The organism is Streptomyces sp. NPDC030809, assembly GCF_055572195.1.
This window is the reverse complement of the sequence record NZ_JBVIDV010000006.1, coordinates 85,205-111,942: the sequence shown is the minus strand read 5'-3', so window position 1 is coordinate 111,942 and position 26,738 is coordinate 85,205. Positions and strand designations below refer to the sequence as shown.

Annotated in this window: 22 protein-coding genes and 1 pseudogene; 16 read left to right on the top strand and 7 right to left on the bottom strand. The window is 74.8% G+C overall.

What is annotated here, in order from left to right; all coding sequences use genetic code 11:
* Positions 1-43: 43 nt before the first annotated feature.
* The 5 genes from pheS (at position 44) to ACZ407_RS10605 (ending at position 7,218) form a co-directional block, all read left to right on the top strand.
* Positions 44-1,171 (top strand): phenylalanine--tRNA ligase subunit alpha, encoded by a 1,128-nt coding sequence (gene pheS / locus ACZ407_RS10625; protein ID WP_468127280.1) that lies wholly within the window; start codon positions 44-46, stop codon positions 1,169-1,171.
* Complete coding sequence (pheT, locus tag ACZ407_RS10620) at positions 1,171-3,699, top strand: phenylalanine--tRNA ligase subunit beta (protein ID WP_468127278.1); 2,529 nt, start codon at positions 1,171-1,173, stop codon at positions 3,697-3,699. Before pheS ends, pheT begins: the two co-directional genes overlap by 1 nt.
* Before the next feature lie 208 nt (positions 3,700-3,907).
* Complete coding sequence (locus tag ACZ407_RS10615; protein ID WP_468127276.1) at positions 3,908-5,005, top strand: PP2C family protein-serine/threonine phosphatase; 1,098 nt, start codon at positions 3,908-3,910, stop codon at positions 5,003-5,005.
* A 286-nt stretch (positions 5,006-5,291) separates the two neighbouring features.
* The gene (locus tag ACZ407_RS10610; protein ID WP_468127275.1) at positions 5,292-6,635 is read left to right on the top strand and encodes a transcriptional regulator; all 1,344 of its coding nucleotides are present in this window, start codon (positions 5,292-5,294) and stop codon (positions 6,633-6,635) included.
* Positions 6,636-6,687: 52 nt separating this feature from the next.
* Positions 6,688-7,218, top strand: coding sequence for an NUDIX domain-containing protein (locus ACZ407_RS10605; RefSeq protein WP_468127274.1), 531 nt, complete (start codon positions 6,688-6,690; stop codon positions 7,216-7,218).
* 27 nt (positions 7,219-7,245) lie between these two features.
* On the opposite strand, the gene ACZ407_RS10600 is transcribed toward ACZ407_RS10605, so the two are convergent.
* Positions 7,246-8,118: a 3-hydroxybutyryl-CoA dehydrogenase gene (locus ACZ407_RS10600; protein ID WP_468127273.1), complete on the bottom strand. Its 873-nt coding sequence runs from the start codon at positions 8,116-8,118 to the stop codon at positions 7,246-7,248.
* Between the two features lie 187 nt (positions 8,119-8,305).
* Between ACZ407_RS10600 and ACZ407_RS10595 the strand changes: the two genes are divergently transcribed.
* Positions 8,306-9,547: a glycoside hydrolase family 10-like protein gene (locus ACZ407_RS10595; protein WP_468127271.1), complete on the top strand. Its 1,242-nt coding sequence runs from the start codon at positions 8,306-8,308 to the stop codon at positions 9,545-9,547.
* 52 nt (positions 9,548-9,599) lie between these two features.
* Here ACZ407_RS10595 and ACZ407_RS10590 read toward each other — a convergent pair whose 3' ends face one another.
* Positions 9,600-9,797 (bottom strand): DUF1918 domain-containing protein, encoded by a 198-nt coding sequence (locus ACZ407_RS10590; RefSeq protein WP_468127270.1) that lies wholly within the window; start codon positions 9,795-9,797, stop codon positions 9,600-9,602.
* Positions 9,798-9,925: 128 nt separating this feature from the next.
* A pseudogene (locus tag ACZ407_RS10585) lies at positions 9,926-10,930 on the bottom strand (DMT family transporter); the annotation flags it as partial.
* Between the two features lie 343 nt (positions 10,931-11,273).
* Between ACZ407_RS10585 and ACZ407_RS10580 the strand changes: the two are divergent.
* The 8 genes from ACZ407_RS10580 to ACZ407_RS10545 all read left to right on the top strand — a co-directional run bounded on the left by ACZ407_RS10580 (position 11,274) and on the right by ACZ407_RS10545 (position 19,211).
* A complete protein-coding gene (locus ACZ407_RS10580) occupies positions 11,274-12,716 on the top strand; it encodes an aminotransferase-like domain-containing protein (RefSeq protein ID WP_468127268.1) in 1,443 nt (480 codons plus the stop codon).
* A 31-nt stretch (positions 12,717-12,747) separates the two neighbouring features.
* Positions 12,748-13,323: a histidine phosphatase family protein gene (locus ACZ407_RS10575; protein ID WP_468127266.1), complete on the top strand. Its 576-nt coding sequence runs from the start codon at positions 12,748-12,750 to the stop codon at positions 13,321-13,323.
* 85 nt (positions 13,324-13,408) lie between these two features.
* Positions 13,409-14,194, top strand: coding sequence for an N-acetyltransferase (locus ACZ407_RS10570; RefSeq protein WP_468127264.1), 786 nt, complete (start codon positions 13,409-13,411; stop codon positions 14,192-14,194).
* A 132-nt stretch (positions 14,195-14,326) separates the two neighbouring features.
* Positions 14,327-15,367: an N-acetyl-gamma-glutamyl-phosphate reductase gene (gene argC / locus ACZ407_RS10565; RefSeq protein ID WP_468127263.1), complete on the top strand. Its 1,041-nt coding sequence runs from the start codon at positions 14,327-14,329 to the stop codon at positions 15,365-15,367.
* Positions 15,364-16,521, top strand: a complete 1,158-nt coding sequence (gene argJ, locus ACZ407_RS10560) for a bifunctional glutamate N-acetyltransferase/amino-acid acetyltransferase ArgJ (protein ID WP_468127261.1) — start codon at positions 15,364-15,366, stop codon at positions 16,519-16,521. Before argC ends, argJ begins: the two co-directional genes overlap by 4 nt.
* The gene (argB, locus tag ACZ407_RS10555) at positions 16,518-17,429 is read left to right on the top strand and encodes an acetylglutamate kinase (protein ID WP_468127259.1); all 912 of its coding nucleotides are present in this window, start codon (positions 16,518-16,520) and stop codon (positions 17,427-17,429) included. The genes argJ and argB overlap by 4 nt, the downstream gene beginning before the upstream one ends.
* A complete protein-coding gene (locus ACZ407_RS10550) occupies positions 17,426-18,640 on the top strand; it encodes an acetylornithine transaminase (RefSeq protein WP_468127257.1) in 1,215 nt (404 codons plus the stop codon). The genes argB and ACZ407_RS10550 overlap by 4 nt, the downstream gene beginning before the upstream one ends.
* Before the next feature lie 7 nt (positions 18,641-18,647).
* Positions 18,648-19,211: an arginine repressor gene (locus ACZ407_RS10545; RefSeq protein WP_468127256.1), complete on the top strand. Its 564-nt coding sequence runs from the start codon at positions 18,648-18,650 to the stop codon at positions 19,209-19,211.
* Positions 19,212-19,289: 78 nt separating this feature from the next.
* Here the strand turns inward: ACZ407_RS10545 and ACZ407_RS10540 are convergent, their stop codons facing one another.
* The 4 genes from ACZ407_RS10540 to ACZ407_RS10525 are packed head-to-tail and all read right to left on the bottom strand — an operon-like array spanning position 19,290 to position 23,729.
* The gene (locus ACZ407_RS10540) at positions 19,290-20,009 is read right to left on the bottom strand and encodes a L,D-transpeptidase family protein (RefSeq protein WP_468127255.1); all 720 of its coding nucleotides are present in this window, start codon (positions 20,007-20,009) and stop codon (positions 19,290-19,292) included.
* A gap of 3 nt (positions 20,010-20,012) precedes the next feature.
* Positions 20,013-20,594, bottom strand: a complete 582-nt coding sequence (locus ACZ407_RS10535; protein WP_468127253.1) for a pyridoxamine 5'-phosphate oxidase family protein — start codon at positions 20,592-20,594, stop codon at positions 20,013-20,015.
* A gap of 43 nt (positions 20,595-20,637) precedes the next feature.
* Positions 20,638-22,173, bottom strand: a complete 1,536-nt coding sequence (locus ACZ407_RS10530; protein WP_468127252.1) for a hypothetical protein — start codon at positions 22,171-22,173, stop codon at positions 20,638-20,640.
* The gene (locus tag ACZ407_RS10525; RefSeq protein ID WP_468127250.1) at positions 22,170-23,729 is read right to left on the bottom strand and encodes a hypothetical protein; all 1,560 of its coding nucleotides are present in this window, start codon (positions 23,727-23,729) and stop codon (positions 22,170-22,172) included. Before ACZ407_RS10525 ends, ACZ407_RS10530 begins: the two co-directional genes overlap by 4 nt.
* 117 nt (positions 23,730-23,846) lie before the next feature.
* Between ACZ407_RS10525 and ACZ407_RS10520 the strand changes: the two genes are divergently transcribed.
* Both ACZ407_RS10520 and argH read left to right on the top strand, forming a co-directional pair.
* The gene (locus tag ACZ407_RS10520) at positions 23,847-25,040 is read left to right on the top strand and encodes an argininosuccinate synthase (protein ID WP_468127248.1); all 1,194 of its coding nucleotides are present in this window, start codon (positions 23,847-23,849) and stop codon (positions 25,038-25,040) included.
* Positions 25,041-25,177: 137 nt separating this feature from the next.
* Positions 25,178-26,611 carry an argininosuccinate lyase gene (gene argH / locus ACZ407_RS10515; RefSeq protein WP_468127246.1) on the top strand — a complete coding sequence of 478 codons (1,434 nt, stop codon included), beginning with the start codon at positions 25,178-25,180 and terminating at the stop codon, positions 26,609-26,611.
* Positions 26,612-26,738 lie beyond the last annotated feature (127 nt).

Genomic DNA, 26,738 nt, shown 5'->3' with positions numbered 1-26,738 from the left:
CGAGCGGGGACCTCCAGCCAGCCCATCGGAAGTACGGGAAGAGATGTCGGCACCGAACAAGTCGTACGACCCTGTCGAGGTCGAGGCACTGAAACCGGAAGAGATCGAGCGCATGCGGGACGAGGCGCTCGCCGCCTTCGCGGCCGCCGGCGACCTCGAGGCACTGGCGCACGCGAAGACCGCCCACGCCGGCGGCACCTCGCCGCTGTCCCTCGCCAACCGCGAGATCGGCGCGCTGCCGCCGCAGGCGAAGGCCGAGGCCGGCAAGCGCGTCGGCCAGGCCCGCGGCGCCGTGAACAAGGCGTTCGCGGAGCGCCTCGCGGAGCTCGAGGCGGAGCGCGACGAGCGCGTGCTGGTCGAGGAGGCGGTGGACGTCACGCTGCCGTACGACCGCGTGCCCGCCGGCGCCCGCCACCCCCTGACCACGCTGATGGACCGCATCGCGGACATCTTCGTGGCCATGGGGTACGAGGTCGCCGAGGGCCCCGAGGTCGAGGCGGAGTGGTTCAACTTCGACGCCCTCAACTTCACGCCCGACCACCCGGCGCGCCAGATGCAGGACACCTTCTTCGTCCAGGGCCCCGAGGGCACCGAAGGAGACGAGTCCGGCGTCGTGCTGCGCACCCACACCTCCCCGGTGCAGGCCCGCTCGCTGCTCGACCGGCAGCCGCCCGTGTACGTCGTCTGCCCGGGCCGGGTCTTCCGTACCGACGAGCTCGACGCCACGCACACCCCGGTCTTCCACCAGGTCGAGCTGCTCGCCGTGGACGAGGGCCTCACCATGGCCGACCTGAAGGGCACCCTGGACCACATGGTGCAGGCCCTCTTCGGCCCGGACATGACCACGCGGCTGCGCCCGAACTTCTTCCCGTTCACCGAGCCGTCCGCCGAGATGGACATGCAGTGCTACGTGTGCCGCGGCGAGTCGGTGGGCAACCCCGACCGCCCGTGCCGCACCTGCTCCAGCGAGGGCTGGATCGAGCTCGGCGGCTGCGGAATGGTCAACCCCAAGGTGCTCACCGCCTGCGGTGTGGACCCCGAGAAGTACAGCGGGTTCGCCTTCGGGTTCGGCATCGAGCGGATGCTGATGTTCCGCCACAACGTGGAAGACATGCGAGACATGGTCGAGGGTGACGTCCGGTTCACCCGGCCGTTCGGGATGGAGATCTGATGCGGGTCCCGCTTTCTTGGCTGCGGGAATACGTCGACCTGCCTGCGGGCGAGACCGGTCGTGACGTACAGGCCAAGCTCATCGATGCCGGTCTCGAGGTCGAGACCGTCGAACAGCTCGGCGCGGGCCTCAAGGGCCCCCTGGTCGTCGGCCAGGTGCTGACCATCGAGGAGCTCGAGGGCTTCCGCAAGCCGATCCGTTTCTGCACGGTCGACGTCGGCCAGGCCAACGGCACCGGCGAGCCCCAGGAGATCGTCTGCGGCGCCCGCAACTTCTCCGTGGGCGACAAGGTCGTCGTGGTCCTCCCCGGCGCCGTCCTGCCCGGCGACTTCGCGATCGCCTCGCGCAAGACGTACGGCCGGACCTCGCACGGCATGATCTGCTCCGGCGACGAGCTGGGCATGGGCGACGACGGTTCCGGCGGCATCATCGTGCTGCCCCCGGAGCACGAGGTCGGCACCGACGCGATCGAGCTCCTGGAGCTCGTCGACGAGGTGCTCGACATCGCCGTCACCCCGGACCGCGGCTACTGCCTCTCGATGCGCGGCGTCGCCCGCGAGACGGCCACCGCGTACGGCCTGCCGCTGCGCGACCCGGCGCTGCTCGACGTCCCGGCGCCGAACTCGTACGGCTACCTGGTCCAGATCAACGACCCGCAGGGCTGCGACCGCTTCACGGCCCGCACCGTCACCGGGGTCTCCCCGGACGCCCGGTCGCCGATCTGGCTCAAGCGCCGCCTGCAGAAGGCGGGCATGCGCCCGATCTCGCTGGCCGTCGACATCACCAACTACGTGATGCTGGAGCTCGGCCAGCCGCTGCACGCGTACGACCGCGCGCGCCTCGACGGCCCCATCGGGGTCCGCCGGGCCGAGCCGGGCGAGAAGTTCACCACCCTCGACGGGACCAAGCGGACCCTCGACGCCGAGGACCTGGTGATCACCGACAACAACGGGCCGATCGGTCTGGCCGGCGTCATGGGCGGCCAGAACACCGAGATCGCCGACCCGGTGACCGACCCCGAGACCGGCCTGGTCACGGGCACCACGGACATCGTGGTCGAGGCGGCGCACTTCGACCCCCTGTCGATCTCGCGCACCGCCCGCCGCCACAAGCTGTCCTCGGAGGCCTCGCGGCGCTTCGAGCGCGGGGTGGACCCGCAGGCCGCCGCCGCGGCCGCGCAGCGGACCGTGGACCTGCTGGTGCTGCTGGCCGGCGGCACCGCCGAGGCCGGCGTCACCGAGCTGACCGCCCCCTCGGCCCCGCACACCATCGCGATGCCGGCCGACCACCCGGACAAGGTGGCCGGCGTGGCGTACGGCCGCGAGACCGTCGTCCGCCGCCTCCAGGAGGTCGGCTGCGACGTCTACGGCCAGGACGAGCTCGTCGTCACCGTGCCCTCGTGGCGCCCCGACCTGCGCGAGCCCAACGACCTGGCCGAAGAGGTCATCCGGCTGGAGGGCTACGCCAACCTGCCCTCCACCCTGCCGCAGCCCCCGTCGGGCCGCGGTCTGACCGCCCGGCAGCAGCTGCACCGCCGGGTGGGCCGCGCGCTGGCCGGGGCCGGCTACGTCGAGGCGCTGAACTACCCGTTCCTCGGCGAGCAGGTCTTCGACCAGCTCCAGCTGCCCGCGCACGACGCCACCCGCCAGGTGGTCAAGCTCGTCAACCCGATCTCCGACGAGGAGCCGGCCCTGCGCAGCACCCTGCTGCCGGGCCTGCTCGGGGCGCTGCGCCGCAACGACAGCCGCGGCAGCCACGACCTCGCGCTGTTCGAGACCGGCCTGGTCTTCAAGGCCGGGGCCGAGCCGGGCCGCGCGGTGCGCCTGCCCGTCGACCGCCGTCCCACGGACGAGGAGGTGGCCGCGCTCAACGCCGCGCTGCCCGCCCAGCCGCGGCACGCCGCGGTCGTGCTGGCCGGTGCGCGCGAGCAGGCCGGCTGGTGGGGCAAGGGCCGTCCGGCCGACTGGGCGGACGCCGTCGAGGCCGCGCGCTCCCTGGCCCGCGAGGCCGGCGCGGAGCTCGTGGTCCGGCAGGGCCGCTACGGCCCCTGGCACCCGGGCCGCTGCGCCGAGCTGCTCGTCACCCTCGACGGGGTGGAGCAGGTCATCGGCCACGCCGGCGAGCTGCACCCGCGCGTGGTCAAGGCCCTCGGCCTGCCCGCCCGCACCAGCGCCATGGAGATCGACCTCGACCGCCTCGCGGCGGCCGGCGGCCGGGCCCTGCAGGCCCCGCGGATCTCCACCTTCCCGGTGGCCACCCAGGACGTGGCGCTGATCGTCGACGCGTCGGTTCCGGCCGCCGCCGTCGAGGCCGCGCTGCGCAAGGGCGCCGGCGAACTGCTCGAATCGCTGCGGCTGTTCGACGTGTTCACCGGCGAGCAGGTCGGCGAGGGCAAGAAGTCGCTCGCGTACGCGCTGCGCTTCCGCGCCCCCGACCGGACGCTGACGGCCGAGGAGTCCACGGCGGCCCGCGACGCGGCCGTCGCGCTCGCCGCCGAGCGCACCGGCGCGGTGCTGCGCGGCGCCTGAGAGCGGGCACGGCCGCACCGCGGCCACGGTCCGTGAGGATCATCGAGGGGCGTACCCGGGTCACCGGGTGCGCCCCTCACTCGTTCAGGTGAGAAGTGCCGGCAGGCCCCGTGAGCAGATCCGGACGATCGGCACAATCGTTCCGGCCGTGGGGGAGCAGAGAGTCACCGGCCGCCCAGACGCAGAGGCCTTCGGGGAGGTCGCCGGGATGATCCGTATGAGGGCCCGGTGGGCCGCGCCCGGCGAGGTGTCCCCGATGTGCCGGGCGGCCGTCCTGGCCTGGGGCGGGGCGGCGGTCTCCTGGCAGCTGTGGGCCCCGGCCCCCGGGGCCCTGCCGGCCCGGCTGGTCAGCGTGGCGGCCTTCCTGCTGCCGGCCGTGGGGACCGCCCTGTACATCCGCCGGCACCTGCTCGGCGAGCTGCGGCGCACCCAGGAGATCGCCGGGGCCGCCCAGCGGGCGCTGCTGCGGCCGCTCCCGCCCCGGATGGAGGGCCTGGCCCTGGCGGCGGCCCAGATGTCCGCGAGCCGGGGGGCGGCGGTGGGCGGGGACCTGTACGAGGCTGTGGCCTGCCCGTACGGGGTGCGGGTGGTCATCGGGGACGTCCGCGGACACGGTCTGGCCGCGCTGGGGGCGGCCGCCGCCGTCCTCGGCAGCTTCCGGGAGGCGGCGTACGACGAGCAGCACCTCGCGGGGGTGCTGCGCCGGATGGAGCGGGCCCTCCAGCGGCACCTGCGGGACCGGGTCCGGGCCGAGCACCCCGCCGCCTGTGCGGGGGAGCCGGAGAGCCCGGTGGCCGAGGAGTTCGTGACGGTCCTGCTGCTGGAGATCGCTCCGGACGGCCGGATCCGGGCCCTCAACTGCGGCCATCCCTGGCCCTACCGGCTGCGCCGGCTGCCGGGGCGGTACCCGGGGGTCCGCGACGGGTACGCCGAGGTGCTCACCGGCGAGGACCCGCTGCCCCCGCTGGGGGCCTTCCCGCTGCCCGCGGAGCTGCCCGTGCAGCTGCGGGCCCGGCTGCTGCCCGGCGAGGCGCTGTTCCTGCACACCGACGGGGCCGAGGACGCGCGGGACGGGGCGGGCCGGTACTTCCCGCTGCGCGGCGCGCTCACCGAGGCGGCGGGAGCCGTCGGGGCGGTCTCTCCGGCCGGCCTGGTGGCCGGTGTGCACGCCGCGCTGCTGCGCCACACCGGGGGGCGGCTCGCCGACGACGTCGCCCTGCTGGTGGTGCGCAACGACCGCCGCTCGCTGCCCGCACAGCCGCACGGGCAGGCGGTGTGCCGGGCGGGGACCCCGCACGGGACCTGACAGGTCCCCGGGAGCGGCGTCCGGACGCGGCGGTGGCAGGTGCGCCGCCCGCCCTGCCATGGAGTGTCGGGCAGACAGCAGGGCGGGCGACGCGGTATCGGGCCGTCGCACTGTACGAGGGGGAGCCGACGGCCCGGGGCTGCCTCTTGGCGAGGCGTCGCTTCAGTCAACCGGTTCCGGGGCCGCCCGCGGCAGGGTGCGCGGCGCATTTATGCGCGTACGCGGTTCACACCCCGTGTGAACTCCCCGCCCACTAGGCTGAGTCCGACGAGCCCTGGAGCGGCCCATGCAGCAGCCCAACACCCTGCTCGACGCCCTCCTCGCGGAAGCGGGGATGTCCCACGCCGGCCTGGCGGCGCACGTCAACCAGGCGGGACGGGCCAGGGGCCTGGCCCTGCGCTACGAACACACCGCGGTGAACCGGTGGTTGAGGGGCCAGCGGCCGCGCGGCCAGGTGCCCGACCTGATCTGCGAGGTGCTGACCCGCCGACTGGGCCGCAGCCTCGGGCTCGACGACATCGGACTCGGCGTCCCCGGGCGGGCCGCCGAGGGGCACGGCTGCCCGCTGAGCGGCTTCGTGGACCGGGCCACCGCCCTGTGGCGGGCCGACGACCAGGGCCGGGCCCAGTTGCTCTCGGCGGCCGCGGTCACCGGCACCCCCGCGGTGATCCCGGTCTGGGAGTGGGAGAACCCGCCCGAGGACTCCGACGTGTCGCGTGCCGGGCCGACCCGGGTGGGCCCCGAGCACATCGAGATCCTGCGGGCGGCCCGCGCCCACTACGAGCTGATGTACCGCCGGGCGGGCGGCCTGGCCACCCGGGCCCGGGTCGTGCGCTTCCTGGGGACCGAGGCCGCCCCGCTGCTGCGCGGCGGCTATCCCGACGCGGTGGGCCGCCGGCTGTACCGGGCCTCGGGCTCGCTGGTGGCCGTGGCGGGCATCTGCGCGTACGACTCGGACGCCCACGGCCTCGCCCAGCAGTACTTCCACCAGGCGCTGCGGCTGGCGAAGGCGAGCGGGGACCGGGGGCTGGGGGCGTACGTCATCGCGCTGATCGTCAACCAGTCCCTGCACCTGCGGGAGTTCCGCCAGGCGGTGGCCTTCGCGGAGGCGGCCCTGCGGGTGGCCGGGCGGCAGACCACCCCCGCGCTGACCGCGGACCTGTACGCGATGCAGGCCAAGGCCTTCGCCCAACTCGGCGACGCCTCGGCCGCGTTGGCGTGCATCCGGCGGGCCGAGGCGGCCGCGGAGCGGATCCGGCCGGGCGCCGAGCCCGACGAGACCGGCTACGTACAGCCCGGGCTGGTCAACGTGCAGGTGGCGGAGGCCCTGCTGAGCCTCGGGGACCTGCCGGCGGCCCACGAGCAGGCGGCCGCGGCGGTGGGCACCCCGGCGCACGACCGCGGCCGGGTGCACCGGCTGGCGATGCTCTGCGAGATCCAGCTGAGGCAGGGCGAAGCGGAACGGGCGGTGGCGGCGGCGGCCGAGATGGCCGAGCGGGCCCGGGGGATGGAGTCGCGCCGGCTGCGGGACCGGCTGCGGGCGGTCCGCGAACAGCTCCTGACCAGCGGGTGTGCCGGGGCGGAGGAGACGGCGGCGCTGATCGACGGGGCGCTGCGCGTTCCCCTGTGACCTGTCGGCTGCTGCCATGTTGCCACCTACTCGAACGGAAGGTGGCAGAACCGTGCAGTGGACGAACCTGAGTGAGCAGACCGTGTACAAGAACCGCTGGTTCCGCGTGAACCTGGCCGATGTGGCGCTGCCCGACGGCCGGCACCTGGACCACTTCCTGATCCGCATGCGGCCCGTCGCCGCGGCGACCGCCGTCAACGCGGCCGACGAGGTGCTGCTGCTGTGGCGGCACCGGTTCATCACCGACAGCTGGGGCTGGGAGCTGCCCGCGGGGGTGGTCGAGGACGGCGAGGACATCGCCGCGGCCGCGGCCCGCGAGATGGAGGAGGAGTCCGGCTGGCGCCCCGGACCGCTCCGCCACCTGATGACCGTGGAGCCGTCCAACGGGCTCACGGACGCCCGCCACCACCTCTACTGGGCGGACGGGGCGACGTACACCGGGCACCCCGAGGACGCGTTCGAGTCCTCGCGCCGGGAGTGGGTCCCGCTCAAACTGGTGCCCGGCATGATCGCCCGAGGGGAGGTCCCGGCCGCCAACATGGCGGCCGGCCTCCTCCTGCTGCACCACCTCCGGCTGGGCTGACCCGGGCGGGAGGCGGCGCGGGCCGGGTCACCCGTAGGGGTAGAAGCCCGAGCCGGTCTTGCGGCCGAGCCGGCCCGCGTCGACCATCCGCTGGAGCAGCGGGGGAGCGGCGTACAGCGGCTCCTTGTACTCGGCGTACATCGAGTCGGCGATGGAGACGATCGTGTCCAGGCCGATGAGGTCCGAGAGCTTCAGCGGGCCCATCGGGTGGGCGCAGCCGAACTCCATGCCGTTGTCGATGTCCTCGCGGCTCGCGATGCCCGACTCGAACATCCGGATCGCGGACAGCAGGTACGGGACCAGCAGCGCGTTCACGACGAAGCCGGAGCGGTCCTGGGCGCGGACCGCGTGCTTGCCCAGCACCTGGGTCACCAGGACCTCGGCCCGCTTCACCGTCTCCTCGCCGGTGGTCAGCGCCGGGATCAGCTCGACGAGCTTCTGCACCGGGGCCGGGTTGAAGAAGTGGATGCCGATGACCTGGTCCGGACGCGAGGTCGCGACGGCCAGCTTCACCAGCGGGATGGAGGAGGTGTTGGAGGCGAGGATCGCGTCCGGCCGGGTCACCACCTGGTCGAGGACCTGGAAGATCTCGGTCTTGACCTGCTCGTTCTCCACGACCGCCTCGATGACGAGGTCGCGGTCGGCGAACTCCCCGAGGTCGGTGGTGAACGTCAGGCGGGCCAGGGTCGCGTCGCGCTCCTCCTCGCTGATCTTGCCGCGTTCGGCGGCCTTGGTCAGCGAGTTGTACAGCCGGGTGCGCCCGATCTCCAAGGCCTCGCCGGTGGTCTCGGCGACCTTGACCTCAAGGCCGCTGCGGGCGCACACCTCGGCGATGCCCGCGCCCATCTGGCCACAGCCCACTACGCCGACGCGTGTGATGTCGGTAGGGAGGTCAGTCACTTCGTGCCTTTCCTGGTCAGCTGCCGGCAGGTCCCCCGTGCTCGTGATTTGTCGTCACTGCGTTCCGGCGCCCGCCACGCCCCCCGACGTTACTCCCGCCCCTGCTCGGCCGGTGGTGCCGGGGCGTGCATGCTGTCCCGGTACGGATCTTCGTCACACTCCGAGACGGGAGCATCACGTGGTGCACATGGGACGCAGGGGGCTGCTGGCAGGGGCGGCGGGAGCCCTGGCCGGAGCGGTGGCCGGGGCGGGCGCGGTACCGGCGGCGGCCGGCACCCCCGGGACCGGGCGGCGCGGCCCGGTGCCGGAGTTCCGGGGCATGTGGGCGGCCACGGTGCAGAACGTGGACTGGCCCTCCAAGGCGGGCCTGAGCGCCGCGCGCCAGCGCGAGGAGCTGCTCGGCCTGCTGGACACCGCGGTGGAGCGGCGCCTGAACGCGGTGGTCCTCCAGGTGCGGCCGGCGGCCGACGCCCTGTGGCCCTCCCGGTACGAGCCCTGGTCGCAGTGGCTGACGGGGACGCAGGGCCGCGATCCGGGCTGGGATCCGCTGGGCACGGCGGTGGCCGAGGCGCACGCGCGCGGACTGGAGCTGCACGCGTGGTTCAACCCGTACCGGGTGGCCAACCACACCGACCGCAGCAGGCTGGTGGAGCGGCACCCGGCCCGCCTGCACCCCGAGTGGACCGTGGCCTACGGCGGGAAGCTGTACTACAACCCCGGCCTGCCCGAGGTCCGCGCCTTCGTGCAGGACGCCATGCTCGACGCCGTGTCCCGCTACGCGGTGGACGCGGTGCACTGGGACGACTACTTCTATCCGTACCCGGTCGCCGGCCAGACCTTCGACGACGAGGACGCGTTCCGGAGGTACGGCAGCGGCTTCGAGTCCCGCGCGGCCTGGCGCCGGCACAACACGGACGCGCTGGTCGAGGAGATGTCCTGGCGGATCAAGCAGGTGCGCCCCGGCACCCGCTTCGGCATCAGCCCGTTCGGGATCTGGCGCAACGCGTCCGACGACCCGGAGGGTTCCGACACGGCGGGCCTGAGCACGTACGACGAGCTGTACGCGGACACCCGCCGGTGGGTGGAGGAGGGCTGGCTCGACTACATCACCCCGCAGGTCTACTGGCACATCGGCAACCGGGGCGCGGACTACGCCGTGCTCGTGCCGTGGTGGGCGCGGACCGTCCGCGGCACCGGGGTGGACCTGTACGTCGGAGAGGCCCTGTACCGCAGCGCGGCCGACAGCCCCACGGCGGCCTGGCGGGACCCGGCCGAGCTCTCGCGGCACCTGGCGCTGGCGGCCCGGCACGCCGAGGTCCGCGGACACGTGTACTTCTCCGCGAAGCACGTGGCCGCGGATCCCAACGGAGCCATGGACCGGGTGGTCTCCGACCACTACCCGACGGCGGTGCCGCCGCGCCGGCGGTAGAGGTGCGCGGGGCCGGGCCCGGGTGGGTGAGCGGCCTGGGGGCCCGGGCCGGTCAGTGAGCGGGTTCGGCGGGGTGCCGGACGACGCAGTCGGGCCCCGGGGACATCACTGCCTCGTGCCCGTCGGGGAAGCGGACGCGGTAGGGAGGGGTGCCGTCCTCGCCGAGTACCTGGGTGATCTCGCCCACCTTGTCGTGCTGTCCCACGACTCTGCCGTGCTGCACCAGCTGGTCGCCCTCGGTTGCGCGCATCGCAGACCTCCCTGGAGGCGGTGTTCGGTGTGCCGGGGGTTCCGGTGACAGCAGTTTACGGCGGTTCGTTGGATTTGATCCCGGTAAGTCCGGTACGCGGGGATGCGGGCCCGCGTACCGGCCGCCGTTCACGCGCGCTGGGTCACGGCGATGCAGACCAGGACCACCACCGCCGTCAGCGGGGCCGCGGCGCTGGGCCGCTCGCCCAGCAGGGCCACCGACCAGACCATGGTCAGCAGCGGCTGTGCGAGCTGGAGCTGGCTGGCCCGGGGCGCCCCGATCGCGGCGATCCCGCGGTACCACAGGTACCCGCCGAGGAAGGTGGCGCACACCCCGGCCCAGACCACCCCGACGACCCCGTGCGCGCCGGGCCGCACGGGCTCGTACGAGAGTCCTGCCGCGGCCCCGGCCAGGGCGAGGGGCAGGCACAGCACCAGGGCCCAGCCCATCACCTGCCAGCCCGGCATGATCCGGGCCAGCCGGCCGCCCTCCACGTACGCGGCCGCGCAGACGACCAGGGCTGCGAACAGGTAGCCGTCGCCGGCGGCCAGTCGGCCCCCGCCCGGGCCGAGCGCGAAGAGGAGCACCGCGGCGGCTCCGGCGAGGGCCGCGGCCCAGAAGGTCCGCGAGGGGCGGCTGCCGGTGCGCAGGGCGGCGAAGGCGGCGGTGGTCAGCGGCAGCAGGCCGACCACGACGGCGGCGTGCGAGGTGGTGGAGGTCCGCAGGGCCAGGGTGGTGAGCAGCGGGAAGCCGATCACGACCCCGCCGCCCACCACGGCCAGTCCGCCCCAGTGCCGGCGCGGCGGCACCGGCACCCGCAGTGCGAGCAGCAGGCTTCCGGCCACGGTGGCGGCGATGAGCGCCCGCAGGGAGACGAGCGAGAAGGGTCCGAAGCCCTCCAGGCCCCACGCGGTGGAGGGGAAGGTGGTGGAGAAGGCGAGCACGCCGAGCCCGGCCGAGGCCGTGCCGCCGAAGGCGGCGCGTCGGGGGCGCCGCCGCGGGGCGCCCTCCCGGGGGCCGGGCGGGGCTCCGGCCGGAGGCGCGGCGGGCGGGCCGGAGGCCCCGGGAGTGGCCCCGGGCGAGGCCCCGGGCGTGGCGGCGGCAGCGGCTGCGGGTGGCCCGGCAGCGGCGGCGGGGCGGGCGGCTGCCCCGGGAGCCGGGCCCGGCGCGCCGGGGCGAGGGGCCGCCGAACCGGCCCGGACCCGCGAGGCGGTCGCGGGGCCGGCCGCGGAGGAGGGGTCCGAGGCGGCGGAGGGGGGTGCCGCGCCGGCGGTACGGGCGGCGCCCGTGGCGGGTGCTGCGGCGGAAGGGTCCGCGGCGACGGGGCCCTCGGCGAGGGGGCCCGCGGCGACGGGGGCTGCGGCCGAGGGGCGTGCCGCGCCGCCGGTCCGGGGGGCGTCCGCGGCGGGGGCCGCGGCGGCCGGTGCAGGCGGGACTGCTATCGCGTTCTGCGGGGTAGCGCTATTCTCTGCTCTCATGAATCAGCGTAGCAGTGTGGCCGAACTTGCCGGTTCTCTGCGGGCGGAACTCGACCGCTACTCGATCGGTGGAAAGCTGCCGTCGAGCCGGACGCTCGTCGAGCGCTACCGGGTGAGCCCCGTGACCGTCTCCCGGGCCCTCGCCCTGCTCGCGGCCGAGGGCCTCGTCGTCACCCGGCCCGGCGCCGGAGCCTTCCGCGCCGAACCCCGCGTACGCCCCGCCGCCCCCGCCGACACCTCGTGGCAGGAGGTCGCCCTCAGCGCCGCCCCGGCAGGGGAGGCGGTGCCGCGCTCGGTGGACGCCACCGGCGTCCTCGCCTGCCTGGCCGCGCCCCCGGCCGGGGCCATCGGCCTGACCAGCGGCTACCTGCACCCTTCCCTCCAGCCCGAACGGGCCATGGCCGCCGCCCTCGCCCGGGCCGGCCGCCGCCCCGGGGCCTGGACCCGGCCGCCCATCGACGGGCTGCCCGAACTGCGCGCCTGGTTCGCCCGCGAGATCGGCGGGCCGGTGACCGCAGCCGAGGTCCTCGTCACGGCGGGCGGCCAGAGCGCGCTGACCACCGCCCTGCGCGCCACCGCGCCCCCCGGCGCCCCGGTCCTCGTCGAGTCCCCGACCTATCCCGGACTGCTCGACGTGGCCCGCGCCTCCGGCATGCGGCCCGTACCCGTCCCCGTGGACGGCGAAGGGGTGCGCACCGACCTGCTGGAAGCGGCCTTCGCGGCCACCGGCGCCCGGGTCTTCGTCTGCCAGCCGCTCTTCCAGAACCCCACGGGCTGCGTGCTCTCGGCCGCCCGCCGTGCCGAGGTCCTGCGCATCGCGCGGGCCGCCGGAGCCTTCGTGATCGAGGACGACTACGCCCGCCACCTCGGCCACGAGGAGGGGGCGGCGCTGCCCCCGCCGCTCGCGGCCGAGGACCCGGACGGGGCGGTCGTGCACCTGCGCTCCCTCACCAAGGCCACCTCGCCCAGCCTGCGCGTGGGCGCGCTCGCCGCCCGCGGCCCGGTGCTGGAGCGGCTGCGCGCCATCCAGGTGGTCGACAGCTTCTTCGTGCCGCGCCCGCTCCAGGAAGCCGCGCTGGAACTCGTCGGCGCTCCCGCCTGGCCCCGCCACCTGCGCTCCGTCGGCGCCGAGCTGCGCCACCGGCTGGACGTGCTCGCCCGCGAGCTGGAACGGCGGCTGCCCGGATTCCTGCCGGAGCGGCTGCCCGCCGGGGGCTACCAGCTCTGGGCCCGGCTGCCCGAGGGCACCGACGAGTCCGCGTACGTGGCCGCCGCACTGCGGGCCGGGGTGGCCGTGGCCCCGGGCCGCCCCTTCTTCGGGGCCGAGCCGCCCGCCGCCCACGTCCGGCTGAGCTTCGCCGGTGCGGCCGGGGCGGCCGAACTGGCCGAAGCGGCCCGCCGGCTCGCCGAGTGCGCAGGTCCGGTGCGTACGGACGCTTGACCGGGGGCGCCGGGCGCCCCACCATCACCGCATGCATGTTCGGGTCTCGCTCGTGGCGGCAGCCCGCAGTGCCCCGCTGCTCGCCGAGCGCTTCGACGACGACCGGCCCGTCGACCGGTCGGGCTGGCTGTCGGTCGAGCAGGCCGCCCGCGGGCTGGTCCCGCTCGGTGCGGCCGAGCTGCGCTACTGCTCGCCCACCGCGCGCAGCCGCGCCACCGGCCAGGCCCTCGGCTACGCCCCGATCGCCCAGCCGGCCCTGCGCGAGTGCGACATGGGCCGCTGGCGGGGGCTGACCCTCGCCGAGGTCACCGCCCGCGAGCCGGCGGCCGTGGACGCCTGGCTGGCCGATCCGCGGTCCGCCCCGCACGGGGGCGAGTCCCTCCTCGCCTTCATCGCCCGGATCGGCGGCTGGCTGGACACCCGGCCCGCCGAGGACGGCGGCTCGATCGTCGCGGTCGCCGAGCCCTCGGTGGTCCGGGCGGCCCTCGTCTACGCCCTCCAGGCGCCCCCGCTCAGCTACTGGAACGTGGACGTCCGGCCGCTGGCCGCCGTCACCCTGACCGGCTGCTCCGGCAGCTGGCACCTCTCCCTCCAGGCGCCCGTCTGAGCGCCGCCGCCCGGCCGGCCGAGGGGCCCGGCGGCGGCCCGGAATCCTTTTGATCTTCCCGGCGGAACCCGCCTAGCCTGCGGGCATGAACGACGCGACCCGCACACCCGGCACCCCCGAGACCCCCGACACCCTGCACATCACCACCCTCGCCGAGCGCCCCGAGCTGACCGGCCGGCTCTGGGACATGAAGGACGGCTGGCCCGAGTTCGTACAGCACGACCCGCTGGGCTGGCTGCTGTACGGCCGCATCGTCCGCGAGCTGCCCGAGTACGTCCTCGTGGCCACCGACGGCGAGGAGGTGGTCGCGCGCGCCTTCAGCCTGCCCTTCGCCCTGCACTGCGAGGGCCGCGGGGAGCTCCCCGACCGGGGCTGGGACCAGATCTTCCTGTGGGCCTTCTCCGACCTGCGCCACGGGGTCCGGCCGGACACGGTCAGCGCCATCGAGATCACCGTGGCCCGGGAGCGCACGGGCACCGGCCTGTCCGGCCGCATGCTCGCGGCGATGCGGGAGAACGCCCGCGCCCGCGGGTTCGGCGAGGTGGTCGCCCCCGTCCGCCCGAACCTCAAGCACGCCGAGCCGGAGACCTCCATACACGAGTACGCCTTCCGCACCCGCCCCGACGGCCTGCCGTACGACGCCTGGCTGCGGGTCCACGTCCGCGCCGGCGGGGTGATCGACAAGGTGGCCCCCGCCTCGATGACCGTCTCGGCGGGCCTCGCCGACTGGCGGGCCTGGACCGGCCTGCCCTTCGACACCCGCGGCCCGGTCACCGTGCCCGGGGCCCTCACCCCCGTGCACTGCGAACCCGAGCTCGGCTACGCGGTGTACGTGGAGCCGAACGTCTGGGTCCGCCACCCCCTGACCTGAGCCGACCTGGCCCCGACCCGACCCCACTCGACCCGACCCGACCCGCGCCCCGGCCGCCCCGCATGCTCCCGGAAGGGCTTTGCATAAACCTACAGCGATACGTATAGTCATGCCATCGAGGAGGAGGGTCCGATGGTGGTACGAGTCGCGGTGGCCGGGGCGAGTGGTTACGCGGGAGGTGAGCTCCTGCGCCTGCTCCTGTCCCACCCGGAGGTGGAGATCGGCGCCCTGACCGCGCACTCCAGCGCGGGGCAGCGCCTGGGCGCGCTGCAGCCGCACCTGGCCCCGCTCGCGGACCGGGTGCTGGAGCCGACCACGGCCGAGGTGCTGGCCGGCCGGGGCCGGCGGCACGATGTGGTCTTCCTGGCGCTGCCGCACGGGCAGTCGGCCGCCGTCGCCGAGCAGTTGGGCGAGGAGGTCCTCGTCGTCGACATGGGGGCGGACTTCCGGTTGGCGGACGCCGCCGACTGGGAGGCGTTCTACGGTTCCCCCCACGCCGGCACCTGGCCCTACGGCCTGCCCGAACTTCCGGGTGCCCGCGCCGCGCTGGCGGGCACCCGGCGGATCGCGGTCCCCGGCTGCTACCCGACGGCCGTGACCCTCGCCCTGTTCCCCGCGTACGTGCAGGGCCTGGCCGAGCCGGAGGCGGTCGTCGTGGCCGCGACCGGCACCTCGGGCGCCGGGAAGGCCCTCAAGCCGCACCTGCTGGGTTCCGAGGTGATGGGCTCGATGAGCCCGTACGGGGTCGGCGGTGGGCACCGGCACACCCCCGAGATGGTCCAGAACCTGTCCGCGGCGGCCGGCACCCGGGTCTCGGTGTCCTTCACCCCGACGCTGGCGCCGATGTCCCGCGGGATCCTCGCCACCTGCTCCGCCAAGGCCCGGCCCGGGACCACGGCCGAGTCGGTGCGCGCCGCGTACGAGAAGGCCTACGCCGACGAGCCGTTCGTCCGCCTGCTGCCCGAGGGGCAGTGGCCGGCCACGGCGTCCGTCCACGGTTCCAACGCCGTTCAGGTGCAGGTCGCGTACGACGCGGCCGCGGGCCGGATCATCGCCATCAGCGCCATCGACAACCTGACCAAGGGCACCGCGGGTGGCGCGGTGCAGAGCATGAACATCGCCCTGGGCCTCTCCGAGGGACTGGGACTTTCCACGATCGGAGTGGCACCGTGAGCGTGACGGCTGCGCAGGGATTCACCGCCGCGGGCATCGCGGCCGGCATCAAGGAGAACGGCAACCCGGACCTGGCCCTCGTGGTCAACCACGGGCCGCGCCTGGCCGCGGCGGGCGTCTTCACCTCCAACCGGGTGAAGGCCGCGCCGGTGCTGTGGTCCGAGCAGGTCCTGCGCGGCGGCACGGTCTCCGCGGTGGTGCTGAACTCCGGCGGCGCGAACGCCTGCACCGGTCCCCGGGGCTTCCAGGACACCCACGCCACCGCCGAGAAGGCCGCCGCCGTCCTCGGCGGCGAACACAACGCCGGCGAGATCGCCGTGGCCTCCACCGGTCTGATCGGGGTCCTGCTGCCGATGGACCGGCTGCTGCCGGGGATCGAGGCGGCGGCCGCCGCCCTGTCCGAGGACGGCGGGGAGTCCGCCGCGATCGCGATCAAGACCACGGACACCGTCCACAAGACCGCGGTCGCGGCCCGGGACGGCTGGACGGTGGGCGGCATGGCCAAGGGCGCGGGCATGCTCGCCCCCGGCCTGGCCACCATGCTCGTGGTCCTCACCACCGACGCCGACCTGGACGCCGCGGCCCTGGACCGGGCGCTGCGGGACGCCACCCGCACCACCTTCGACCGGGTGGACTCCGACGGCTGCATGTCCACCAACGACACCGTGCTGCTGCTGGCGTCCGGCGCCTCCGGGATCGTCCCTGAGCACGCGGCCTTCGCCGAGGCCGTCCAGGCGGTCTGCGCCGATCTGGCCCGGCAGCTGATCGGCGACGCCGAGGGCGCCAGCAAGGAGATCCGCATCGAGGTCGTGCACGCCGCGACCGAGGAGGACGCCGTCGAGGTCGGGCGGTCCATCGCCCGCAACAACCTCCTCAAGTGCGCCATCCACGGCGAGGACCCCAACTGGGGCCGCGTCCTGTCCGCCATCGGCACCACGAAGGCGGCCTTCGACCCCGACCGGCTCAACGTCGCCATCAACGGCGTCTGGGTCTGCAAGAACGGTTCCGTCGGCGAGCCCCGCGAGCTCGTCAGCATGAAGGACCGCGAGGTCCGCATCACCGCCGACCTGGCCACCGGCACCGAGTCCGCCGTCATCTGGGCCAACGACCTGACCGCCGAGTACGTCCACGAGAACAGCGCCTACAGCTCATGAGCACCGCCCGGAAGCACACCGCCCTGCCCAAGGCCCAGATCCTCATCGAGGCCCTGCCCTGGCTGACCCGCCACCACGGCAAGACCGTCGTCATCAAGTTCGGCGGCAACGCCATGATCGACGAAGAGCTCAAGGCCGCCTTCGCCCAGGACGTGGTCTTCCTGCGGCACGCCGGGCTCAAGCCGGTCGTGGTGCACGGCGGCGGCCCGCAGATCAGCGCCCAGCTCGACAAGCAGGGCCTGGTCAGCGAGTTCAAGGCGGGCCTGCGGGTCACCACCCCCGAGGCCATGGACGTCGTACGGATGGTGCTCGCGGGGCAGGTCCAGCGCGAGCTCGTCGGACTGCTCAACCAGCACGGCCCGCTCGCCGTCGGCATGACCGGCGAGGACGCCCACACCATCACCGCGGTCAAGCACACCCCGGAGATCGACGGCGAGCTCGTCGACATCGGCCGGGTCGGCGAGATCACCGGCATCGAGACCGGGGCCATCGAGGCCCTGCTCGACGACGGCCGGATCCCGGTGATCTCCTCCATCGCCCGCAGCGCCGACGACGGCCACGTCTACAACGTCAACGCCGACACCGCCGCCGCGGCCCTCGCCGCGGCCCTCGGCGCCGAGACCCTGATGGTCCTCACCGACGTGGAGGGCCTGTACGCCGACTGGCCCGCCAGCGACGAGGTCATCAGCCAGCTCACCGCGGCCGAACTGGAGCGGCTGCTGCCCGAGCTGTCCAGCGGCATGGTCCCGAAGATGGAGGGCTGCCTGCACGCCGTGCGCAACGGGGTGCGCACCGCGCGCGTGATCGACGGCAGGGTGCAGCACGCCATCCTGCTGGAGATCTTCACCGACGAGGGCATCGGCACGATGGTCGTGCCGGACACGGAAGACGAAGGGGGAGCGCAGTGAACGACGGCGGCAACGAGGCCTACGCGCAGCGCTGGAAGACCGCGCTGACCGACAACTACGGCACCCCCTCCGTGGCCCTGGTGCGCGGCGAGGGCGCCCAGGTCTGGGACGCCGACGGCCGGCAGTACACCGACTTCGTCGGCGGCATCGCCGTCAACGCCCTGGGGCACGCGCACCCGGCCGTGGTCCGCGCGGTCTCCGACCAGGTCGCGACCCTCGGCCACGTCTCCAACCTGTACGCCTCCGAGCCCGTCCTCGCCCTCGGCGAGCGGCTGCTCGGACTCTTCGGCCGCAAGGGCCGGGTGTTCTTCTGCAACTCCGGTGCAGAGGCGGTCGAGGCCGCCTTCAAGATCGGCCGGCTCACCGGCCGCACCCGCATGGTGGCCACGCAGGGCGGCTTCCACGGCCGCACCATGGGCGCCCTCGCCCTGACCGGCCAGCCGGCGAAGCAGGAGCCCTTCCTGCCGCTGCCCGGCGAGGTCACCCACGTCCCGTACGGGGACGCCGAGGCCCTGCGGGCCGCGGTCACCGAGGAGACCGCCCTCGTGGTCGTCGAGCCGGTCCAGGGCGAGAACGGCGTGGTCGTCCCGCCCGCCGGCTACCTGAAGGCCGCCCGCGAGATCACCCGGGCCACCGGCACCCTGCTCGTCCTCGACGAGGTGCAGACCGGCATCGGGCGCACCGGCCACTGGTTCGCCGCCCAGGCCGAAGGCGTCGAGGCGGATGTGGTCACCCTCGCCAAGGGGCTCGGCGGCGGACTGCCCCTCGGCGCCACCGCGGTCTTCGGCCCCGCCGCCGACCTGCTCCGCCCCGGCCAGCACGGCACCACCTTCGGCGGGAACCCGGTGTCCTGCGCCGCCGGTCTCGCCGTCCTCGACACCATCGAGGCCGAGGGGCTGCTCGACCGGGTCAAGGAGACCGGCGAGCGGCTGCGCACCGGAATCGAAGGGTCCGGGCCCGCCGGGAAGCACCGGCTGGTCTCCCACGTCCGCGGTGCGGGCCTGCTGCTGGGTATCGTGCTGACCGAGCCCCTCGCACAGAAGGTGCAGCAGGCGGCTCAGGATGCCGGCTTCCTGGTCAACGCGCCCGCCCCGGACGTCGTACGGCTCATGCCGCCGTACGTACTGTCCGACGCCGAGGCGGACGCGTTCGTACGGGCCCTGCCGGGCATCCTCGACGCAGCCGACGGGGACGGACGATCCGGAGAATGAGACGACGATGAGCCAGGCGCAGGACAACGAGGACTGGCGGAACTCCCGGACGGAGTCCGGGGGCGGCCCCGCCGTTCCGCAGACCCGCACCGCCCGCCACCGCCGGATCGTGGACATCCTCAACCGGCAGCCGGTGCGCTCCCAGAGCCAGCTGGCCAAACTGCTCGCCGACGACGGGCTGAGCGTCACCCAGGCGACGCTCTCCCGGGACCTCGACGAGCTCGGCGCGGTGAAGATCCGCAACACCGGCGGCGAGCTGATCTACGCGGTGCCCAGCGAGGGCGGTTTCCGCACCCCGCAGGCCCCGCTGGGGGAGTCCGCCAAGGAGGAGCGGATGCGGCGCCTCTCCGGCGAGCTGCTGATCTCGGCGGAGGCCTCCGCCAACCTCGTGGTCCTGCGCACCCCGCCGGGTGCCGCCCAGTTCCTGGCCTCGGCCATCGACCAGGCCGAACTGCACGCGATCCTCGGCACGATCGCCGGGGACGACACCCTGATGCTCATCAGCCGCGATCCGGCGGGCGGCCAGGCCCTCGCCGACCACCTGCTGCGGCTGGCCCAGAAGGAGAGCTGACCCGGCGCCGGGCCGGCCGTTCCCCCTCCGCGGGGACGGCCGGCCCGGCGCCTTCCGGTACGGCGTCCGGCCGGCGGCTCAGTACCGGGTGATGGCGGTCGGGCCCGACGCGGTGCCGATCGCGATGTGCGGGGCGCGCCGCGGGTCCGCCCAGGCCAGGATCCGGCGCATCGCGTACTCCGGCACCGACACGCAACCGGCGGTCGCGCCCTGCCCGTTGACGTGCAGGAAGATCCCGGCCCCGCGGTTGCGCACCGGGGTGGTGTAGTTGAAGCCGATGACCATGGCGTACGCGTACTGCTGCGCGTAGGCCACCAGGTGCTCGGCCTCGCCCGGGGCGCAGTCCGCGGGCAGCGGCTCCACCCAGCGGTTGTAGCTCTCCGAGGCGTTGTCCTGGCACCACCAGGAGTCCTGGCGCACCGGCCGGTACGCCATCCGGGTCCCCGCGGGGACCGGCTTGGTCCCGAAGGCGTACGGCAGCGCGTACAGCCCGGTCGGGGTGGTGTTCGTGCCCTGCTGCCGGGTGGTCCCCTCGGCCAGGCCCTTGGCCCCGAAGCGGGCCCCGCTCGTGCCCACCGCGGCCCAGTGCCCGGCCCGCCGCTCCCACCAGGTCACCTTGCCGGTGGTCGCGCCGGGGCCGGAGGCGACGGCGGTGATGAGCTGGGTGCCGCGGCCGGTGTCGGCCATCAGGGCCGGGAGCGGCTGGGCGGTTGCCGCGGGCTCGGCGGCCGGGGCGGGCCCGGCGAGCGCGGTGACGAGGAGTGAGGCGGTGGCCAGTGCCAGGACGGTTCTTCGCATGCGTCAGACGGTACGCGGGGGCAACGGCAGCGGCAGCGCGGGGAGTCCGTCCAGACTGGTGCCGACGAGCTCCTTGCGCTCGCAGTACTCCGCGAACTCCTCGTCGGTCTTGCGGCCGAAGTACTCGGCGTGGAGCGTGCGCTCCTCCTTGTACTCCATGAAGGGGACGGCGTAGCCGCAGGTGTCGGACACCCGGCGGGCGTGTACCACGATGACGGCCCGCGCGGACGGCCCGTCGGCGTCCCCGAACCGCTCGATCAGCCCGGCCCAGCGCGGGTCGTCCCGGAAGACGGCCTCGCCCTCGCCGTGCACGCGGACGATGTTCGGCGGCCCGCTGAACGCGCACCACATCAGCGTGATCCGCCCGTTCTCCCGGACGTGCGCGATGGTCTCCGCGCCGCTGCCGCCGAAGTCCAGGTAGGCGATGGTCTGTTCGTCGATGACGACCAGGGTCCCGGCCCGGCCCTTCGGGGACAGGTTGATGTGCCCGTCCCCGGCCAGGGGCGCCGTCGCCGTGAAGAACACCGGCTGCTCCTCGATGAACCTGCGCAGCCGTCCGTCTATGCGTTCGTAGGTCTGTCCCATGGCCAGGATTATCCGCTCCACGCCCCGGCCCGCCCCCGGAAGGTCACCCACCCAGCCCAAGACCCCACCGCAGGGCCTTCACCCCGTACTCGTCGGACGCCCGAACACAGCGCTCCAGGGCCGCAGCCACAACCGGGTCCCGCCCGGGCACCCCATCAGGCCCGAACCACTCCCGCAGGGCCGCCACGGCAGCCCCGCGCAGCCGCGGATCGGAAGAGTCCAGCACCGCGGCCGAGGCCTCCACCACCGGGCGCCCGCCGCGCGCCCGCAGCAGGCGGAACGCGGCCCGCCGGGTGTGCACCGGGTGCTCCGGACCGAGCAGGGCCGCCGGCGCCTCCGCCGGCACCCGTTCCGCGAACGGCAGTAGCGCCAGGGCGGTTTCGCGGGCGACCGCGGGCACCGGGTCCGCCAGCAGCGGCAGCAGCGGATCCGGGCGGACCCGCCCGAGCAGCCGCAGCCCGGCCACCGCCCGGGCGCGCACCCCGCCGTCCGGGTGCGTCAGCAGCGGCCACAGCAGTGCGTCGTCCTCGGGCCCGCCGCATTCCGCCAGCCCGTACGGGGCCCATTGCGGCAGGTCCCGGCCCGCGGGGCCGGCGCACAGCGACCGGTACCGGGCCGGCGGGTCCTCCCCGGCCCGGCGCAGCACGAATCGGGCGCACGCCCGCACCAGCCCCGACCGGTCCACCAGGTACCGCCCCGCGTCGGCGGTGCGCCCCACGGCGGGCAGGGCGGTCACCCCCGCGGAACGCACCATCGCGGCCCGCGCCGCCAGCAGCAGGTCCACGGCGGCCGCCGCATCCCCCGCCGGGGCCCCGGGCAGGGCCGCCACGGCCGCGTCGGCGTACAGCCGGCCGACCACCGGGTCCCCCTCGCGGGCAGCCCGCGCGGCCAGTTCCGCCGCCGGGCGGCGCTCCTGCCGGAGGGCCACCCGGGCGCCGAGCCGGCGCAGGGCCCGGTCGGGGCTCGCCTCCAGTCGTGCCGCTGCCTCGGCGGACGGTCCGGAGAGCGCCGCGAGCAGCCGCTCGTACGCCCACGCTCCGCGTTCCTGCCGGGCCACCCGCAGGACGACCGGCCCGAGTTCCACCGCCGTGGCCGTGCCCCCGGGAGCGCCGAGCACCCCGTCGAGGAGTTCCCGGGCCCGGGCGCGGACCGGCCCGGCCCAGTCGGCGCAGCGGACCACGACGAGCGGCAGCAGGCGCGGGAAGCCGGCCGCGCGGCCCAGCGCGGCCTCGCGGACCCGGCCGTCCGGGTGGCACAGGGCGAGCGCGACCTCCGACTCGCGCAGGGGATCCGTCCGCCCCTCTTCCGGCCGGGGCCGGTTCCACGGCCAGTGGAAGGTCTGCACGCCGGTCATCCGTTCCAGGCCGGGCAGCCGCACCCAGTGGTGCCGGGACCAGCCCCGGGCCGCGCGGTCGAGGTCGGTCCACCGCTGCGCCTCCCCGGCGGGGGCGCCCGGGCCGACGGCGGTCTCCAGCGGCGCCCCCTCGGCCAGGCGGCACACCCGTTCGTGCCAGGGGTGCAGGTAAGCGTCCTGAGTGGTCTGAGTGGTCTGAGGGGCCTGCGGGGTCTGGGGGGTCACTGCCCGGGATGCCTTTCGTAGTGGGCCCGTTGGGACTCGTAGCGGACCTCGGGGTCCTCGTCCTCCGCCAGGGGGGCGAGGACCCGTTTGCGCAGGTCCAGCCCGTGGGCGGAGAGCAGGCGCAGGCCGGCGCGGCGGACGTGCCGCGGCCGCCCGGGGGCCACCAGGCCCGCGAGCCACTCCTCCGGCAGCAGCAGGACGTACGGGACCAGGGCCTTGCGTGCGGTGCGGACCACCGGCGGGTGCGGGTCGGACATGGCGCGCATCAGCTCGTCGGGGGAGACCGCCCCGGCGATGCGCAGGGCCGCCAGGGCCGCCGCCCGGACCCGGCCGACGGGGTGCGCGGCCAGCCGCCGCAGCAGGGTGACCGCGTCCGGGAGGGAGCTCTCGACGAGGCCGAAGGCGAGCCCGGGCGGCGGGCCGCCGGGGTCCGCGGCGGTCTCCTCGTACAGCTCCCGGTAGAGCGCCGCCGGGTCCTCGCCCTCCATGCGCAGCACCAGCCGCGCCGCCGAGCGGACCCGGGCCGAGGGGTCGGCCAGCCAGGCCCGGGCCGCGGCGCCCCGGCCGGTGCGGTGCAGGGCGGTGACGGCGCTGGAGCGGGCCACCGCGGAACTCGCCGTGCCGAGGATGCCGAGCACGTCCGCCGGGTCCTCGTGCCCCACGGCGGCGAGCGCGGCGGCCAGGCAGCGGCGGCGCAGCTGCGGGTCCCCGCCGGTGCATGCGAGCCGGGCCAGCCGTCCGGGCGGCAGGAGTCCGGAGTCCACGGCCGCGTCGAGGGCCGTGTGCCGGATGCCGGGATCCGGGCTGCCGGTGATCAGGGCCTCGGCGAGCGGGAGGGGCAGGGGCCCGGCGGCCAGGAGCGCGGCGAGCGCGGCCCGCCGGATCCGGATCTCCGGGTCGCCGGCGGCGAGTTCCCCGAGCCGTCCGGCGCCGAGCAGGCCGTACTGCGCCGCCCTCCGTACGGCGGCCTCGCGCAGCCGCAGGTCCGGGCTGCCGAGCTGTTCGAGGATCCGCTCCGCCGGCACGGCCCCCCGGGCGCGGACCGTGAACTCCCAGCCCCAGTCCCCGTACGGGCGCAGGCCCGCGAGCAGGGCCACCGGCGCCAGCCGGTCCGCGGTCTCCGGGTCCGGCAGCGCCGCCCCGGCCAGCAGCTCCCGGGCCCGGGCGCGTACGGCCGGGTGCGGGTCGGCGCACCGGAAGAGGACCAGGGGGAGCAGCCCGGGCAGCGCGGCGGCGAAGCCGAGGGCGGCCTCCCGGACCCGCGGGTCGTGGTGGCAGAGCCCGAGGGCCGTCTCCGCGGGGCCGGGCGGGACCGCGGACCAGGCGACGCCGGGCGGCCGGGCGGTCTCCTGCCAGCGGGGCGCGGCGCTCCAGTCGGGGCGTTCGCCCGGCACCCGTACCTCCCGGTACGCGGGATGCGGGTCGGTCTCGCGGGCGACGGTCCGGTCCAGGCGCAGCCAGGACGGCGCGTCCGAGACGTGCAGGGCCTGCTCGGGCGGGACGCCGAGCAGCAGCCGCTCCGCGGGGGACAGGGAGGGGCGGAACGCGGGGCTCATGGCAGCACTCTAGGGAGACACGCCCGCTCTGACCAGGCCTTTCCCCGGCTCGTTGACGAAACATACGGAGTAGTGCATAGTTATGCCTGTCGTTGAATGCACCGTAAGGAGAAACCCGTGACCGAGCGCGTCGTACTCGCCTACTCGGGCGGCCTGGACACCTCCGTCGCCATCGGCTGGATCGCCGAGGAGACGGGCGCCGAGGTCATCGCCGTTGCCGTGGACGTCGGCCAGGGCGGCGAGGACCTGGACGTCATCCGCAAGCGCGCGCTCGCCTGCGGTGCCGTCGAGGCCGAGGTCGCGGACGCCAAGGACGAGTTCGCCAACGAGTACTGCCTCCCGGCGATCAAGGCCAACGCCCTCTACATGGACCGCTACCCGCTGGTCTCGGCGCTCTCCCGGCCGACCATCGTCAAGCACCTCGTCGCCGCCGCGAAGAAGCACAACGCCTCGATCGTGGCCCACGGCTGCACCGGCAAGGGCAACGACCAGGTCCGCTTCGAGGCCGGCATCGCCGCCCTCGGCCCCGACCTGAAGTGCATCGCCCCGGTCCGCGACTACGCGATGACCCGGGACAAGGCCATCGCCTTCTGCGAGGCCAAGCAGCTCCCGATCGCCACCACCAAGAAGTCCCCGTACTCGATCGACCAGAACGTCTTCGGGCGGGCCGTCGAGACCGGCTTCCTGGAGGACATCTGGAACGCGCCGATCGAGGACATCTACGAGTACACCTCGAACCCGGCCACCCCGCGCGAGCCCGACGAGGTCGTCATCTCCTTCAAGGAGGGCGTCCCGGTCGCCATCGACGGCAAGCCGGTCACCGTCCTGCAGGCCATCCAGCAGCTCAACGAGCGGGCCGGCGCCCAGGGCATCGGCCGGATCGACATGGTCGAGGACCGCCTCGTCGGCATCAAGTCCCGCGAGGTGTACGAGGCTCCGGGCGCGATCGCGCTGATCACCGCCCACCAGGAGCTGGAGAACGTCACGGTCGAGCGCGAGCTGGCCCGCTACAAGCGGCAGGTCGAGCAGCGCTGGGGCGAGATGGTCTACGACGGCCTGTGGTTCTCCCCGCTCAAGCGGGCCCTGGACGGCTTCATCAACGAGGCCAACCAGCACGTCACCGGCGACATCCGGATGACCCTGCACGGCGGCCGCGCGGTGGTCACTGGCCGGAAGTCCGACGAGTCGCTCTACGACTTCAACCTCGCCACCTACGACACCGGCGACACCTTCGACCAGTCGAAGGCCCAGGGCTTCATCGAGATCTTCGGCCTGTCCTCGAAGATCGCCGCGAAGCGCGACCTGGCCTGAGCGCGACCGCGCCCGAGCGCGTGATCGCCTGACCGACCGGCAGTACGTGGCGGCCTCCCCGTTTCCTCCGCGGCGGGGAGGCCGTTTCACACCCGTAGCACGCCGCAAGGGCGGTGCAGTCTTGAGGAGCAGCAGCAGTGAGCAGCAACAACGGTGGTGACGTCCGGCTCTGGGGCGGCCGTTTCGCCGACGGCCCGGCCGAGGCCCTCGCGAAGCTTTCCGCGTCGGTCCACTTCGACTGGCGGCTGGCGCCGTACGACATCGCCGGGTCCCGCGCCCACGCCCGCGTGCTGCACAAGGCCGGGCTGCTCACCGCCGACGAGCTCGACCGCATGATCGCCGGCCTGGACCGGCTCGAAGCGGACGTGGCCGACGGCTCCTTCACCGGCACCATCGCCGACGAGGACGTGCACACCGCCCTGGAGCGCGGGCTGCTGGAGCGGCTCGGCCCCGACCTCGGCGGCAAGCTGCGCGCCGGCCGGTCCCGCAACGACCAGGTGGCCACCCTCTTCCGGATGTACCTGCGCGACCACGCCCGGACCATCGGCGGCCTGATCGCCGAACTCCAGGACGCGCTGGTGGGCCTCGCCGAGGCCCACGCGGACGTGGCCATGCCGGGCCGTACGCACCTCCAGCACGCGCAGCCCGTGCTCTTCGCCCACCACGTCCTGGCCCACGTGCAGTCCCTGTCCCGGGACGCCGAGCGGCTGCGGCAGTGGGACACCCGGACCGCGGTCTCCCCGTACGGCTCCGGCGCGCTGGCCGGCTCCTCGCTGGGGCTGGACCCGGAGGCGGTCGCCGCCGACCTGGGCTTCGAGCGGGGTTCGGCCGGCAACTCCATCGACGGCACGGCCTCGCGGGACTTCGTCGCCGAGTTCGCCTTCATCACCGCGATGATCGGGATCAACCTCTCCCGGATCGCGGAGGAGATCATCATCTGGAACACGAAGGAGTTCTCCTTCGTGACCCTGCACGACGCGTTCTCCACCGGCTCCTCGATCATGCCGCAGAAGAAGAACCCGGACATCGCGGAGCTGGCGCGCGGCAAGTCGGGCCGCCTCATCGGCAACCTGACCGGCCTCCTGGCCACCCTCAAGGCGCTCCCGCTGGCCTACAACCGGGACCTCCAGGAGGACAAGGAGCCGGTCTTCGACTCCTGCGACACCCTTGAGGTCCTGCTGCCGGCCTTCACCGGCATGATGGCCACGCTCACCGTGAACCGGGAGCGGATGGAGGAGCTGGCCCCGGCCGGCTTCTCCCTCGCCACGGACATCGCGGAGTGGCTGGTCAAGCAGGGCGTGCCGTTCCGGGTGGCGCACGAGGTGGCCGGCGAGTGCGTCAAGGAGTGCGAGGCGCAGGGGATCGAGCTGGACGAGCTCACCGACGAGCAGTTCGCGAAGATCTCCGGGCACCTGACCCCCGAGGTCCGGTCCGTGCTCAACGTGCCCGGCGCCCTGGCCTCCCGCAGCGGCCGCGGCGGCACCGCCCCGAGCGCCGTCGCCGTCCAGCTGGCCGAACTGAAGGCCGACCTGGTCGTCCAGCACGCCTGGGCCACCGCCAAGCAGAAGTAACCCCGCCCGCACCCGCCCGAGGGGCGGCAGGCCCGGCGCCCCGCGCCCGCCCTGCCGCCCCTCGGCCGTACCCGCCCCGCGCCCGTATCCGCCCCGTCAGCCCGCCCAGGCGGCGAGCGCCTCGAAG

What these genes read in the sequence shown, in the direction of transcription:
- pheS (WP_468127280.1), top strand. Translation starts at nt 44, where the DNA reads ATGTCGGCACCGAACAAGTCGTACGACCCTGTCGAGGTCGAGGCACTG.
- pheT (WP_468127278.1), top strand. Translation starts at nt 1,171, where the DNA reads ATGCGGGTCCCGCTTTCTTGGCTGCGGGAATACGTCGACCTGCCTGCG.
- ACZ407_RS10615 (WP_468127276.1), top strand. Translation starts at nt 3,908, where the DNA reads ATGATCCGTATGAGGGCCCGGTGGGCCGCGCCCGGCGAGGTGTCCCCG.
- ACZ407_RS10610 (WP_468127275.1), top strand. Translation starts at nt 5,292, where the DNA reads ATGCAGCAGCCCAACACCCTGCTCGACGCCCTCCTCGCGGAAGCGGGG.
- ACZ407_RS10595 (WP_468127271.1), top strand. Translation starts at nt 8,306, where the DNA reads ATGGGACGCAGGGGGCTGCTGGCAGGGGCGGCGGGAGCCCTGGCCGGA.
- ACZ407_RS10590 (WP_468127270.1), bottom strand. Translation starts at nt 9,797, where the DNA reads ATGCGCGCAACCGAGGGCGACCAGCTGGTGCAGCACGGCAGAGTCGTG.
- ACZ407_RS10580 (WP_468127268.1), top strand. Translation starts at nt 11,274, where the DNA reads ATGAATCAGCGTAGCAGTGTGGCCGAACTTGCCGGTTCTCTGCGGGCG.
- ACZ407_RS10575 (WP_468127266.1), top strand. Translation starts at nt 12,748, where the DNA reads ATGCATGTTCGGGTCTCGCTCGTGGCGGCAGCCCGCAGTGCCCCGCTG.
- ACZ407_RS10570 (WP_468127264.1), top strand. Translation starts at nt 13,409, where the DNA reads ATGAACGACGCGACCCGCACACCCGGCACCCCCGAGACCCCCGACACC.
- argC (WP_468127263.1), top strand. Translation starts at nt 14,327, where the DNA reads ATGGTGGTACGAGTCGCGGTGGCCGGGGCGAGTGGTTACGCGGGAGGT.
- argB (WP_468127259.1), top strand. Translation starts at nt 16,518, where the DNA reads ATGAGCACCGCCCGGAAGCACACCGCCCTGCCCAAGGCCCAGATCCTC.
- ACZ407_RS10545 (WP_468127256.1), top strand. Translation starts at nt 18,648, where the DNA reads ATGAGCCAGGCGCAGGACAACGAGGACTGGCGGAACTCCCGGACGGAG.
- ACZ407_RS10540 (WP_468127255.1), bottom strand. Translation starts at nt 20,009, where the DNA reads ATGCGAAGAACCGTCCTGGCACTGGCCACCGCCTCACTCCTCGTCACC.
- ACZ407_RS10535 (WP_468127253.1), bottom strand. Translation starts at nt 20,594, where the DNA reads ATGGGACAGACCTACGAACGCATAGACGGACGGCTGCGCAGGTTCATC.
- ACZ407_RS10525 (WP_468127250.1), bottom strand. Translation starts at nt 23,729, where the DNA reads ATGAGCCCCGCGTTCCGCCCCTCCCTGTCCCCCGCGGAGCGGCTGCTG.